At 72.6% G+C, this 13565-nt stretch carries 12 protein-coding genes; 9 read left to right on the top strand and 3 right to left on the bottom strand.

Annotated elements, in window-relative coordinates:
* Positions 1 to 14 precede the first annotated feature (14 nt).
* The 8 genes from Q3W68_RS13860 (at position 15) to Q3W68_RS13825 (ending at position 9333) form a co-directional block, all read left to right on the top strand.
* On the top strand, positions 15 to 1757 hold the full coding sequence (locus tag Q3W68_RS13860; protein ID WP_302906184.1) for a family 43 glycosylhydrolase: 1743 nt from the start codon (positions 15 to 17) through the stop codon (positions 1755 to 1757).
* 11 nt (positions 1758 to 1768) lie between these two features.
* Positions 1769 to 2893: an RICIN domain-containing protein gene (locus tag Q3W68_RS13855; protein ID WP_302905806.1), complete on the top strand. Its 1125-nt coding sequence runs from the start codon at positions 1769 to 1771 to the stop codon at positions 2891 to 2893.
* Positions 2894 to 2996: 103 nt separating this feature from the next.
* Positions 2997 to 3416 carry a PPOX class F420-dependent oxidoreductase gene (locus Q3W68_RS13850; protein WP_302905805.1) on the top strand — a complete coding sequence of 140 codons (420 nt, stop codon included), beginning with the start codon at positions 2997 to 2999 and terminating at the stop codon, positions 3414 to 3416.
* 43 nt (positions 3417 to 3459) lie between these two features.
* Positions 3460 to 4050, top strand: coding sequence for a DinB family protein (locus tag Q3W68_RS13845; protein WP_302905804.1), 591 nt, complete (start codon positions 3460 to 3462; stop codon positions 4048 to 4050).
* A gap of 89 nt (positions 4051 to 4139) precedes the next feature.
* Positions 4140 to 5951 carry a hypothetical protein gene (locus Q3W68_RS13840; RefSeq protein WP_302905803.1) on the top strand — a complete coding sequence of 604 codons (1812 nt, stop codon included), beginning with the start codon at positions 4140 to 4142 and terminating at the stop codon, positions 5949 to 5951.
* Positions 5952 to 5987: 36 nt separating this feature from the next.
* The gene (locus Q3W68_RS13835; protein ID WP_302906183.1) at positions 5988 to 6998 is read left to right on the top strand and encodes a glycosyltransferase family 2 protein; all 1011 of its coding nucleotides are present in this window, start codon (positions 5988 to 5990) and stop codon (positions 6996 to 6998) included.
* 113 nt (positions 6999 to 7111) lie between these two features.
* Positions 7112 to 8248, top strand: coding sequence for an SPFH domain-containing protein (locus Q3W68_RS13830; protein ID WP_368045739.1), 1137 nt, complete (start codon positions 7112 to 7114; stop codon positions 8246 to 8248).
* Positions 8245 to 9333, top strand: a complete 1089-nt coding sequence (locus Q3W68_RS13825) for a hypothetical protein (RefSeq protein ID WP_302905801.1) — start codon at positions 8245 to 8247, stop codon at positions 9331 to 9333. The genes Q3W68_RS13830 and Q3W68_RS13825 overlap by 4 nt, the downstream gene beginning before the upstream one ends.
* Before the next feature lie 72 nt (positions 9334 to 9405).
* Here the strand turns inward: Q3W68_RS13825 and Q3W68_RS13820 are convergent, their stop codons facing one another.
* Positions 9406 to 10203 (bottom strand): SDR family NAD(P)-dependent oxidoreductase, encoded by a 798-nt coding sequence (locus Q3W68_RS13820; RefSeq protein ID WP_302905800.1) that lies wholly within the window; start codon positions 10201 to 10203, stop codon positions 9406 to 9408.
* Positions 10204 to 10290: 87 nt separating this feature from the next.
* Here Q3W68_RS13820 and Q3W68_RS13815 point away from each other — a divergent pair, with 87 nt between their 5' ends.
* Entirely contained in the window at positions 10291 to 11142 is an 852-nt protein-coding gene (locus Q3W68_RS13815; RefSeq protein WP_302905799.1) for a helix-turn-helix transcriptional regulator, read from the top strand.
* 75 nt (positions 11143 to 11217) lie between these two features.
* On the opposite strand, the gene Q3W68_RS13810 is transcribed toward Q3W68_RS13815, so the two are convergent.
* Complete coding sequence (locus tag Q3W68_RS13810) at positions 11218 to 12462, bottom strand: cellulose-binding domain-containing protein (RefSeq protein WP_302905798.1); 1245 nt, start codon at positions 12460 to 12462, stop codon at positions 11218 to 11220.
* A gap of 227 nt (positions 12463 to 12689) precedes the next feature.
* On the bottom strand, positions 12690 to 13553 hold the full coding sequence (locus tag Q3W68_RS13805) for a DUF6745 domain-containing protein (protein WP_302905797.1): 864 nt from the start codon (positions 13551 to 13553) through the stop codon (positions 12690 to 12692).
* Positions 13554 to 13565: the final 12 nt, after the last annotated feature.

The following is a 13565-nucleotide window of genomic DNA, read 5'->3' as shown; positions in this document are numbered from 1 at the left end:
CGCTGGCCGTGACCATGCTCGCCCTGCTGGGGCTGGCCCCGGCCATCGCCGGAGGGCTGACCCCGACCGTCGCCCGGGCGGACAACCCGATCGTGCAGACGATCTACACGGCCGACCCGGCCCCGCTGGTCCACGACGGCCGCGTCTACCTCTACACCGGCCACGACGAGGACAACTCGACCTGGTTCACCATGAAGGAGTGGCGGGTCTTCTCGTCCGACGACATGGTGAACTGGACCGACCACGGTTCGCCGTTGAGCCTGGCCACCTTCAGCTGGGCCAAGCAGGACGCGTGGGCCGGGCAGGCGGTCCAGCGCAACGGCAAGTTCTACTGGTACGTGCCGATGGTCGTGCGGGCGACCGGCCAGATGGGCATCGGGGTGGCGGTGGCGGACAGCCCCACCGGGCCGTTCCGCGACGCCATCGGGCGCCCGCTGGTGAGCAACGGCGAGATCGACCCGACTGTGTTCATCGACGACGACGGCCAGGCGTACCTGTACTGGGGCAACCCGCGCCTGTGGTACGTGAAGCTGAACGCGGACATGACCTCGTACTCCGGCAGCCCCACACAGATCCCGCTGACCACGGCGGGCTTCGGGGCGCGGACCGGTGACGCGAACCGGCCGACCCTCTACGAGGAGGGGCCGTGGGTGTACAAGCGCAACGGCCTCTACTACATGGCGTTCGCGGCCAAGTGCTGCTCGGAGTTCGTCGCCTACTCGACCGCGCCCGGGCCGCTGGGCCCGTGGACGTACCGCGGGACGATCATGCCGACCCAGGGCAGCAGCTTCACCAACCACCCCGGGATCATCGACTTCAAGGGCAACTCGTACTTCTTCTACCACAACGGCGCGTTGCCCGGCGGCGGCGGTTTCACCAGGTCGGTGGCGGTGGAGAAGTTCTCCTACGGTGCGGACGGCTCGATCCCCACGATCAACATGACCACCACCGGCGCGCCGCAGATCGGCACGCTCAACCCGTACGTCCGGCAGGAGGCCGAGACGAGCGCCTGGGCGTCTGGCGTGGAGACCGAGCCGGCCAGCGGCGGCGGGATGAACGTCGGCTTCATCGACAACGGCGACTACCTGAAGATCAAGGGCGTGGCCTTCGGGACCGGCGCGACCTCGTACACCGCCCGGGTGGCCTCCGCGGGCAGCGGCGGCACCATCGAGCTGCGGCTGGACGGGACCAACGGCCCGGTGGTGGGCACCTGCCGGGTGTCCGGCACCGGCGGCTGGCAGACCTGGACCGACACGACCTGCGCGGTCAGCGGCGCCACCGGCACCCACGACCTCTACCTGCGGTTCACCGGCGGAAGCGGCTCGGTGTTCAACATCGACCACTGGCGGTTCACCTCCGGTGGCAGCACCCCGCCGCCCACCAGCCCGCCGCCCAGCAGCCCGGCACCCACCACGCCGCCGCCCTCCTCTCCCCCGCCGCCCACCACGCCGCCGCCGAGCGGCGACGCCTGCACCGCCACCTACCGCACCACCAACTCCTGGTCCGGCGGCTTCCAGGCCGAGGTGACCGTCACGGCCGGCGCCGCGGCGCTCAACGGCTGGTCCGTGCGGTGGAACCTCGCGAGCGGCCAGAGCATCAACCAGGTCTGGAGCGGCACGCTGAGCACCAGCGGGTCCACCGCGACCGTCAGCAACGCCGCGTACAACGGCTCGGTGCCCGCGTCCGGCTCCACCACGTTCGGCTTCATCGCCAACGGTTCGCCCACCACGCCGTCCCTTACCTGCACCGGCTCGTGAGAGGAGCAGTCATGCGTACCCGAGCGAGAAGATGGCTCACCGCGGGCGCCGCGCTCGCCGTGCTGGCCGCCGGGGTGCTGACGGCGGCCGGGCCGGCGGCCGCCGAGTCCAACGGCGGCACCCGGGTGATGCCGCTCGGTGATTCCATCACCGAGGGCACCCAGGTGCCGGGCGGCTACCGGATCGGCCTGTGGCAGCGGCTGGCCGGCGGCGGCTACCGGGTCGACCTGGTCGGCTCCCAGTTCAACGGGCCGGGCAACCTCGGCGACCACGACCACGAGGGCCACCCCGGCTGGCGCATCGACCAGATCGACGCCAACATCACCGGCTGGCTGAACGCCTACCAGCCGCGCACCGTGCTGCTGCACATCGGCACCAACGACATCCTGCAGAACTACAACGTCTCGACCGCGCCGAACCGGCTCTCCTCGCTCATCGACCGCATCACCGGCACGGCCCCGAACGCGGACGTGTTCGTCGCGCAGATCATCCCGCTCGCCAACTCCGGCCAGGCGGCCGCGGTGCGCACGTTCAACGCCGCGCTGCCCGGGATCGTGCAGTCGAAGGTGAACGCCGGCAAGCGCGTCCACCTGGTCGACCAGTACTCGGCGCTGACCACCGCCGACCTGATCGACGGCATCCACCCGACCGCGACCGGCTACGACAAGATGGCGGCGGTCTGGTACCGCGCGTTGCAGTCGGTGTCCGGCAGCATCGGCACCCCCGGCAGCAGCGGTGGCACGTACCAGAACGTGCAGCTCGTCGGCGCCGGCTCGGGCCGGTGCCTGGACGTGCCGAACGGCAGCACCACGAACGGCACCGCGGTGCAGCTGTACGACTGCTGGGGCGGCACGATGCAGCGCTGGACCTACACCTCGGCCAAGCAGTTGCAGGTGCTGGGCGACAAGTGCCTGGACGCCAGCGGGCGGGGCACCGCGAACGGCACCAGCGTGATCGTCTGGGACTGCAACGGCCAGCCCAACCAGCAGTGGAACCTCAACGCCGACGGCACGATCAGCGGGGTGCAGTCCGGGCGCTGCCTGGACGCGGCCGGCTACGGCACCGCCAACGGGACCAGGATCAACCTCTGGGACTGCCACGGCGGCACCAACCAGCGGTGGAGCGTACGCGCCTGACCGGCACGCGGCGGGCTCCCCGGCGTCGCCGCCGGGGAGCCCGTCCGGGCGGTGCCCGCCGCATGACCAGCGGCCGGCCCGGCGGGTACGTAGAGTGAGAGCCATGTCGAAGCCGCCGCTTCCCGAGCCCGCCGTCGCCATGCTGCGCAAGCCGAACCCCCCCGTCATCGCCACGCTGCGTGCCGACGGCCAGCCGGTGTCGGCGGCCACCTGGTACCTGTGGGAGGACGGCCGCGTCCTGGTGAACATGGACGAGGGCCGCCGCCGGCTGGAACACCTGCGCAACGATCCCCGGGTCACCCTCACCGTGCTCGACGAGGAGGGCTGGTACACCCACGTCAGCCTGATCGGGCGGGTCGCCGAGCTGCGCGACGACGAGGGCCTGGCGGACATCGACCGGATCTCGCAGCACTACACCGGGCGGCCGTACCCCCGGCGGGACCGCACCCGCGTCAGCGCCTGGATCGAGATCGAGCGCTGGCACGGGTGGGGCGCGCACAAGGACAGCAGCCAGACCGGCTGACGGCGCCCCCACGATGTCCGACCCATAGGGGAGAGTGTCGGGCATGACGGAAACGAACGACCCCAAGGCCGCGCTGCACGAATACCTGCGCGGGATCCGGGAGGACCTGCTCTGGAAGCTCGAAGGGCTGAGCGAACGCGACGCCCGGCTTCCGCGCACCGCGAGCGGCAACAACTTCCTGGGCCTGCTCAAGCACTGTCTGAACGTCGAGGCCGGCTACTTCGGGCCCACGTTCGGCCGCGAGTTCCCCACCCCCGGGGAGCTGGTTCCGGCAGACGCGTTCGACGCGGACCCGCAGGCGGACTGGTACGCCCGGGAGGACGAGACCAAGGACGGGCTGATCGACCTGTACCGCCGCGTCGCTGTGTTCGCGGACGAGACGATCGAGACGCTGCCGCTGGACGCGCCGGGACGGGTGCCGTGGTGGCAGCCCGGCCGGCAGGACGTGACGTTGCACCGGATCATCGTGCACGTCTGCGTCGACCTGGCCCGGCACGCCGGTCACGCCGACATCATGCGCGAGCAGCACGACGCGGCGATCGGGCTGGGACGGGACAACACGAACATCCCCAGCGGCTACGACTGGCCGGCTTACGTCAGTAAGCTGTCCGCGCTCGCGGACCGGTTCGCGTAGCCGGCCCTTCCGGTATTGCGGCCGGAAGTTTCATCCATATTTCGGACAGCGGATCGACAGGACCAGCAGCATCGTGAAGCATCTATCCCATGAAGATCCGGCCCGCCGTCGCCCCGCCGACCGCTGAGGACACCGGTCCCGGGCAGCCGCCCGCCGACCTTCCTCCGGACGACCGGCCCTCCGACGAGCGGCCCACTGACGAGCGACGCCGGTGGCGGCCGAACCCGGAGTGGACGCTGGCGATCCTGGGCAGCCTCCTGCTGGCGGTGGTGCTGACCTGGCCGACGATGCGGCACCCGGCGACCACGATCCCCGGCGACCTCGGCGACCCGACGTTGCAGGCGTGGCAGGTCGCCTGGTCCGGGCACGCCCTGCTCAGCGACCCGGCCAACCTCTGGAACTCGAACACGTTCTATCCGGAGCGCTACACGTACGCCTACAGCGACACGCTGCTCGGGTACGCCCCGTTCGGGATGCTCGGCTCCGGCTTCGAGGCCGCGGTGGTCCGCTACAACGTGCTCTACGTGCTGCTGCACGCGCTGGCGTTCCTCGGGGCGTACGCGCTGGCCCGGCAGCTCGGCGCGAACCGCTGGGGCGGGGCGGTCGCCGGTGTGGCGTGGGCGTACGCGCCCTGGCGGCTGGCGCACTCCGGCCACCTGAACATCCTGTCCAGCGGCGGGATCGCGCTGGCGCTGGCGATGCTGGCGCGCGGTCACGGCTGGTCGTTGCGCCACGGCTACCGGCCGGAACGCCGCAAGCCCGGCTGGGCGGTGGCCGGGTGGCTCGTCGCGGCCTGGCAGGTCACGCTCGGCTTCGGCATCGGGCTGCCGCTCGTCTACTTCCTGCTCGCCGCCGTGCTGGTGGCGGCCGGCTGCTACGGCTGGTCCTGGTGGCGCAAGCGGGAGCGGCCCCCGTTCGGCCGGCGGCTGCTGATCGCCGACCTGGCCGGCGGCGCCGTCTTCGGCACCGTGACGCTGCTGCTCGGGCTGGTCTACCTGCGCGTGGTCGACCTCAACCCGCAGGCCGTCCGGTCGCTGGACTGGACGAAGATGTTCTCCCCGCCGCTGATCGGGTTCGTCACCGCACCCGGCGACTCGTGGCTGTGGGGGGAACGGCACGCCGCCGCTCGCGAGCAGCTGTCCTGGCCGCCGGAGATGGCGCTGCTACCGGGAATGACGCTGATCGGGCTGGCCGCGGCCGGGCTGTTCGTCTCGGCGTTCCCGGTGCGGCACCGCGTCGCACTGGGGCTCGGCGTGGTCGGCACCGTGCTGCTGGGCCTGGGCGCCACGCTGGGCGGGGACGGCGACCCCGGCTACCTGACGTTGTCCACGCTCCTGCCGGGCTGGGACGCGTTGCGCACCCCGGGTCGGATGATGCACTGGACCAGCCTGCTGCTCGCAGTGCTGGCGGCCGGGCTGGTGACCGCGCTGGCCGAGTCGTGGCGCCGGCCGGCAGCCGCGCGCGCGTCCCGGGCCGTGGCGGCGCTGGTCCTGCTGGTGCCGCTCGCCCTGGTGACGCTGGAGGGCGTCAACCGCACGCCGCACCCGGCCGTGCCGACGCCACCGGCCGCGATGCGGACCGCGCCGGAGCCGATGCTGGTGCTGCCCGCCGGCGGGGTGGGCGACCTCAACTACATGCTCTGGTCGACCGACGGGTTCCCCCGGATCACCAACGGGCTCGGCGGTTTCGAGCCGGTCACCCAGGCCCAGACGCGGGTCGCCGTGGCGACGTTCCCCGACGCGGGCAGCGTGGCCTACCTGCGCGGGATCGGCGTGCGGTCGGTCGTCGCGGTGCCGAGCCGGGCGGCGGGGACGCCATGGGAGGGCATCGAGGCCCGGCCGGTCGACGGGCTGGGCATCACCCGGGAGGATGTCGATGGCACGCTTGTCTACCGCCTCTGACCCCGGGTGCACACACCCGAGCGCGGGCCGGGCGGGGTGAGCGCCGTGCGGTTGTCGGTGGTGGTGCCCTGCTTCAACGAGGAAGCGTCGGTGGAGCGGCTGCACGAGATGCTCAGCGCCGCGCTCGCCGAGCTGTCCGACGTGGACGTCGAAGTGGTGTACGTCGACGACGGCAGCGAGGACGGCACGCTGGCGGCGTTGCGCCGGCTCGCCGCGGCCGATCCGGCCGTCTGCTACACGTCGCTGAGCCGCAACTTCGGCAAGGAGGCGGCCATGCTCGCCGGCCTGCGCCGGGCCACCGGCGACGCGGTCGTCATCATGGACGCCGACCTGCAACACCCGCCGCGGCTGCTGCCCGAGATGGTGATGCTCTACCGCCAGGGGTTCGACCAGGTGATCGCCCGCCGGGACCGCCGTGGTGACCGGTTCATCCGGATGGTCGCCTCGCGCTCGTTCTACCGGCTGGTCAACTGGTGGATAGACGTCCGCCTGCTCGACGGCGCGGGCGACTTCCGGCTGTTGTCCCGGCTCGCGGTGAACGCGATCCTGGCGATGCCGGAGTACAACCGTTTCTCCAAGGGCCTGTTCTCGTGGATCGGTTTCCGCACCGCTGTGGTGGCGCACCGCAACGAGACCCGGCAGGCCGGGCGGAGCCGCTGGACGTTCGGCAAGCTGTTCAACTACGCGTTCGACGGCCTGCTGTCGTTCAACAACCGGCCGCTGCGCCTGGCCATCTACGGCGGCCTGTTCCTGACGCTCATCGCTGTGGGCTACATGGCCTGGGTGGTCGCGGACGCCGTGGAGAAGGGCATCGACGTGCCCGGCTACACCACCATCATCGTCAGCGTGATCGGGCTCGGCGGCATCCAGATGATGATCCTCGGGGTGATCGGCGAGTACATCGGCCGGATCTACTACGAGACCAAACGCCGTCCGCATTATCTGGTGCAGGAGACCGAGCGCGTCGTCGATACCCCCGGCCGGGCGTCCCGGATTCCGGAGCAGCGTACGGCCGCAGGCGAATCGATGGCCGACGAAACCGGCTGAACGACCCCGATCGGTGGCCGCCGATCACCTGCGAAAAGCGCTCTTTTCGCAGGTGGCGGGCGGTTGCTATGGTCGCCGCGACGCCGGAGACCGGCGCCGAGGAAAGGGTTGCGATGGGGCTGATGGACAAGCTCCGGGGCGAACTCATCGACATCATCGAGTGGCTGGACGACAGCCGCGACACGATGGTCTGGCGGTTCCCCCGGTACCAGAACGAGATCAAGATGGGCGCCAAACTGGTCGTCCGGGAGTCCCAGACGGCGGTGTTCGTCAACGAGGGGAAGATCGCCGACGTCTTCCCGCCCGGGACGTACACGCTGGAGACCCGCAACCTGCCGATCCTGTCCACCCTGAAGGGCTGGAAGTACGGCTTCAACTCGCCGTTCAAGGCCGAGGTGTACTTCGTCAACACCCGGCAGTTCACCGACATGAAGTGGGGCACCCAGAACCCGGTCATCCTGCGCGACGCCGAGTTCGGCGTGGTCCGGGTGCGGGCGTTCGGCGCCTTCGCCGCGCGCGTGGTGGACGCGGCGCAGCTGCTGCGGGAGCTGGTCGGCACCGACCCGCAGTTCCGCACCGAGGAGGTGCAGGAGTACCTGCGGCAGCTCATGGTCGGACGGCTGGGGGGCGCGCTCGCCACCGCCGGCGTGCCGCTGCTGGACCTCGCGGCGCACCAGGACGCGATCGGCCGCCGGCTGGCCGTCGTGCTGACCGAGGAACTGGCCGAGGTCGGCATCGCGATCCCCAAGTTCGTCATCGAGAACGTGTCGGTGCCGCCGGAGGTCGAGCAGGCGCTGGACAAGCGGACCAGCATGGGCGCGGTCGGCGACCTGGACCGGTACACCCGCTTCCAGGCCGCGAACGCGATGGAGGCCGCGGCGAACAACCCGGGCGGCGAGGCGGGCGCGGGCATCGGCCTGGGCCTGGGCATGGCGATGGGCCAGCAGATGGCCCGGACCATGGGCGGTGGCGCGGGCACACAGCCGACGCCGGCCCAGCCGGCCCCCGCCCAGCCGGCCGCCGCCGAGCCGCCGCCGCTGCCGGGCCAGGCCCAGTGGTACGTGGGCGTCGGCGGCCAGCGGCAGGGCCCGTACGACCTCGGTGGGCTGGCCGAGCAGGCGGGTGCGGGCGCGCTCGGCGCGGACACGCTCGTCTGGCGTGCCGGCATGGCGCAGTGGCAGCCCGCCGGGCAGGTGCCCGAGCTGGCGTCGGTGCTCGCCAGCGTCCCGCCGCCGCTGCCGCCGCAATGAGCGACACGGCTGTCTCCCCGCCCTCGTACCAGTGCGGGGGTTGCGGTGCCCGGGTCGAGTTCGCGCCGGGCACGACCGCGTTGAGCTGCCCGTACTGCGGGCACCGGCAGGAGATCGCCGGCGCGGGCCGGGAGGTGCGCGAGCACTCGTACGCGGAACTGGCGTCGCTGCCCCGCAAGCCGGCGGCGAGCGTCGCGGCGCACACGTTCGTCTGCCCGGGCTGCGGCGCCCGGACGGAGAGCGACGCGCTGGCGCAGCGCTGCCAGTTCTGCGCCACCCCGCTGGTGGCCGACGCCGGGGCGGGCGAGCTGATCGCGCCGGAGGCGGTGCTGCCGTTCGCTGTGGACCGCAACGGCGTGCGGACGGCCCTGGGCCAGTGGTGCCGCAGCCGCTGGTTCGCCCCCGGGAGCCTGAAGAAGATCAGCGAGGCGGAGACGCTCAAGGGCACGTACCTGCCGCACTGGACGTTCGACGCGCGGACCGTGTCGGACTACCGGGGTCAGCGGGGCGAGCACTACTACGTCACCGAGACGTACACGGTGACAGTCGACGGCAAGCAGGAGACGCGGACCCGGCAGGTGCGGCACACCCGGTGGCATCCGGCCGCCGGCACGGTCCGCCGGGACTTCGACGACGTGCTGGTGCCGGCCACCACCCACCTGCCCACCGAGCAGCTGGACAAGCTGGCGCCGTGGCCGCTGGCCGAGGTGACCGCGTTCCACGGCGACTACCTGGCCGGATACCAGGCCCTGCGGTACGACACCGAGCCCGAGGCGGGGCTGACCGAGGCGAAGGCGCGGATGGCGCCGGTCATCGAGCGGGACTGCCGGTCGGACATCGGCGGTGACGAGCAGCGGGTGTCCGCTGTGGACACCACGTACTCCGACGTGTCGTACAAGCTGGTCCTGCTGCCGGTGTGGATCGCCGCGTACCTGCACGCGGGCCGGTCGTACCAGGTTCTGGTCAACGCGCGGACCGGTGAGGTCATCGGCGAACGCCCCTACAGCACAGCGAAGATCGCGGCGGCGGTGCTGGCCGCGCTGGCGCTCGTCGCGCTCGTGGTGGCGTACGCGATGAGCCGCTGACGCGCGGGCCACCGGCATGCCGTGCCGGTGGCCCGTGCGCATCGCGCGGCGGGACTTCCCGTTCCGGCCCGCTCAGGCCCGCGCGCCGCCGTCGACCCGCAGCACCGTACCGGTCACGAAGGAGGCGCGGTCGCTGAGCAGCCACGCGGCGGCCTGGGCGATCTCGTCGGGTTCGGCGGCCCGGCGCAGCGGCGTGTGCGCCGCGAGACGGTCGATGATCCCGGGCGACTCGGCGTCCCAGGCCCGCATCATCTCGGTGAGCGTGCTGCCCGGGGCGATCGCGTTGACGCGGATGCCCTCCGGCCCGTAGGTCACCGCCGCGGACTCGGTGAGGCTGTTGACGCCGCGCTTCATCGCCCCGTACGCGGGCAGTTCGGGGTTGCCCATCAGGCTGCCGACGCTGGAGTTGTTCACGATCGCGCCGGTGCCGGCGGTGGCCCGGATCGCGGCGACCTCGGCGACCATGGCGAGCCACGGCCCCTTCAGGTTGACGGCGTAGACGTGGTCGAAGTCTTCTTCGCGCACCCGGTCCATCGGTCCCGGCGGCACGATCGTCGCGCCGTTGTTGAAGGCGACGTCGAGGCGCCCGTACACCTCGACGGCCCGGTCGACGGCGGCGCGCACGCTCGCCGCGTCGGCCAGGTCGCAGACCACGTACTCGGCGGTGCCGCCGGCCGCCCGGATCTGCTCGGTCACCGCCTTCAACTGCTCCTCGGTGCGTGCGGCGAGCAGCACCCGGGCGCCCTCGGCGGCGAACAGCCGGGCCGCCGCGGCGCCGATGCCGCGACCGGCGCCGGTGACGAAGGCGACCTTGCCGGCCAGCAGGCCGGCGGTGTGGTGGGCGGTTGCGTCGGTTCGTGTGGTGTCCATGGCGGCAAGCCTGCGTCCGGCCGCGGAGCCCATCCAGGCACCGCCGGTACCTGGTTACGCTCCGCCGCACACGGGCACACTGGGGTCGTGGACCGACGTGAGCTCGCGGTGTTCCTGCGCAGCAGGCGGGAGCGGACAGCCCCGGCCGACGTGGGCCTGCCCGCCGGGCGGCGACGCCGCACCCCCGGGCTGCGCCGCGAGGAGGCGGCGCGGCTGGCGTTCATCTCGACCGAGTACTACACCCGGCTGGAGCAGGGCCGCGGCCCGCGTCCGTCGCGGGAGGTGCTGGCCGGACTGGCCCGCGCGCTGCGGCTGTCCGACGCCGAACGCGACCACCTCCACCACCTGGCCGGGGAGCCGCCGGGACCGCCGCCCGGGCCACCCCGGGAGGTACGGCAGAGCGTGCTGGACCTGCTGCACCGGCTGCCGCAGGCGGCGGCGTTCGTGACGTCGGCGGCGTTCGAGGTGATCGCCTGGAACGACCTCGCGGCGGCCCTCATGGAGGACTTCTCCGCAGTGCCCCGGCGGGACCGCAACCTGGTCCGGCGGGCCTTCCTCGGTCCGCACCTGCAGGGCGCGGGGCGCGACGACGGGTCGGGCGCGGGTGAGTTCGGCCGCCACTCGGTCGGACGGCTGCGCGCCGCCGCGGCCCGCTACCCGGACGACCCGGAGATGACCGCGCTGATCGCGGAGCTGCGGGCCGGGAGCGAGGAGTTCGCCCGGTTGTGGGCCTCCCACGAGGTGGGCGGCGCGCGGACGCTGTGCAAGACGTTCCGGCACCCGCTGGTCGGGCCGGTCACGGTCAACTGCGACGTCCTCGACATCACCGACCGCGACCAGCAGGTGGTCATCTACACCGCCACGCCGGGCTCCCCGTCGGAGGAGGCGCTGCGGCTGCTCTCCGTGATCGGCACCCAGCGCATGACGGTCGAGCACTGAGCCGCCCGCGCTCTGTGGAACGCCACGGGTGTCCGGGCTGCCGTGCGACACCCGTGACGTTCCACTCTCGGTGGGTCAGCAGCCGATGCGGGTGGATCCCATCGCCACGTCGTCGTACCAGAGGGTGTCGGCACCGCCGCCGTAGCTCTCCCAGCCCAGCTTCAGGTCGGTGAGCTGCGGCCGCCAGGTGCGGTTGTACCACTGGCCGTCGATGTCGTGCGTCGGCACGCCGTCGGCGGTCAGGCCGGTCACTGCGACACCGTCCAGCCAGGTACGCAGCTGGCCGGCGGAACCGTCCACCATGAACTCCAGGCAGGCCCAGCGGTTGGCGGGCAGCGGCACGCTCTGCGCCACACCGGCCGGGCTCTGCTCGGGCAGCGTGGCGTCGTCGGAGGCGCGGTTCCACTGGAGCGCGCCGTTCTGACCGCCCAGCCGCAGGTCCCGGTTGCCGTCGGCGGCGTCGGACATGGTGATCATCGTGGTGTGGTCGGTGGGCTGGGCGGTGGTGTGCCGGACCCAGATCCGGGCGTACCTGATGCTGCCCAGGTTGCTGAGGTTCTTCGTGGTCCGGACGAACACGTGGTTGCAGTACCCGGCGGCGCCGTTGATCCGGACCGCGCGGCTGCCGCTGTGCGTGGTGGTCGTGTCGATGGTGGCCGTGCCGGCGCCGGAACAGTCAGGGCTCACCACGCTCCAGTCACCCGACGGCGTAGACCCGGTCTGGTTCTCGAAGCCGTCGCAGAGCACCGCTCCCGCGCACCCGCTCGGCGGCGGGGTGGTCGGCGGAGGCGTCGTGGTCGGCGGGGCCGTCGTGGGCGGCGCGGTGGTGGGCGGCGCCGTGGTCGGTGGGGCGGTGGTCGGCACCGTCGTGGTGGGCGGCGGCGTGGTCGGGCCGGGCCCGGTGCCGTTGCACGGTACGCCGTTCAGGCTGAATCCGGTCGGCGCGCCGCCGGCGGTGCCGAACGTGCCCTGCACGCCGAACTCGGTCGAGCCGCCGGCCGGAATGCTGCCGTTGTACGACATGTTGCGCGCGGTCACAGTCGACCCGGACTGGCTCACTGTGGCGTTCCAGCCGTTCGTGACGCGCTCGTCCCCGGCGTACGTCCAGGTGACCGTCCAGCCGGAGACGGCTGTGTCACCCGGTGACACCTTGATGTTCGCGGTGAACCCGCCGGGCCACTGGTTGGGTGTGTAGTCGACCCGGCAGCCCTGTGCGGCTGCGGCCGGGCCGGTGAGCAGGGCCGTACCGGCCGCGGTGACGGCGGCCAGCGCGGCGACGGCCGCCACGAGCGGGGCGGGGCGGGCACGGAGAATCGTCATGGGAAGTCCTTCGGCGTCGGACAGGGCGCAGCGACGCGCGTCCGGGACGGACGCCGCAGCGCGGGAGGGTGCGGCGCGGCGGTGCGCCACGTGGTCGATGCGTACGACCGATGTGCCCGGCTCGAAGGCGGCCCGGTCAGCCGCCGGGGTCCGGTCTGCGGACCTCGGCGGCGCCCGAGCCCAATCTATTTACCGTCGCCTATTCAATCAAGGTCTGCGCGCGCCCGTCATCCCGGATCGGCGCTCGCGCCGCCCAGCTGTGGTTGCCAGCCGTCGCGATAGCGGACACCACCGGGTCGCAGCCGGATCCGGTCGTGCGGCGTGCCCGGGACCGGCTCGGTCCGGATCGCCTGTGGCCGCTCCACGACGACGCAGACCTCCTCCCCCGGCCACCACCAGCCGCAGGAGCGGGCCAGGTCGGCCCAGGTGTCGAGGTGTCCGGCCTCGTCCGGCCCGTACCGGGCGAGGCCGAGGCGACGCAGCACGTCGTAGTACGCGATCCACGACGCGTCCTGCTGCCCGTACCAGCACACGGGCACCGGGCCGTCGCTCGCGAGCGCCCCACGCACCGGCAGGTAGAACCCGTGCGCGAGGCTCCGGTGCAGCGCCGTCCGCACCCCCTGGTGCAGCACGACCGCGAGCGGTACGCCGCCGTCGAGAGCCCGCAGCGGCGCCAGCTCGGGCCACGGCTCCTTGGCCTTGCCCGTACGCGCGGGTGACAGTTCGGGATCGGTGTGCACGACGCCCGCGCTCAGCGCGCCCCGGAGCTGGGAGACGACCATGGCGATGTCGCTCGCCAGCAGGGGTGTCCGGGGCGGTCGTACCGCCCGGATGCGTTCGCGGAGGTGGTCGAGTGTGGGCCAGCCGCTGACCAGCGGCATCGCCTTGTCCGGCGAGTCGACCCATTCGAACCGGGGCCGGGGTCGCGATGCCCTCGCGTAGACGGCGGTCAGGCACCGCTCGGCGGCCGGCCGGTCGGCCGGTTGCGTGGACAGGGCGTGGTCGAGCCATTCCTGGCGGATCCGGACCGCCTGCTGCCACAGGTCGTGCGGGGTCTTCGCGGCGCCGTCGCGCCGCGTGGGGGCGCTCATCGCGCCGGGGCG

This window comes from Micromonospora sp. C28ISP2-4 (assembly GCF_030519385.1).
GTDB classification, from domain to species: domain Bacteria; phylum Actinomycetota; class Actinomycetes; order Mycobacteriales; family Micromonosporaceae; genus Micromonospora; species Micromonospora tulbaghiae.
The sequence above is the reverse complement of the archived record's forward strand: the minus strand, read 5'-3'. Positions and strand labels throughout refer to the sequence as shown.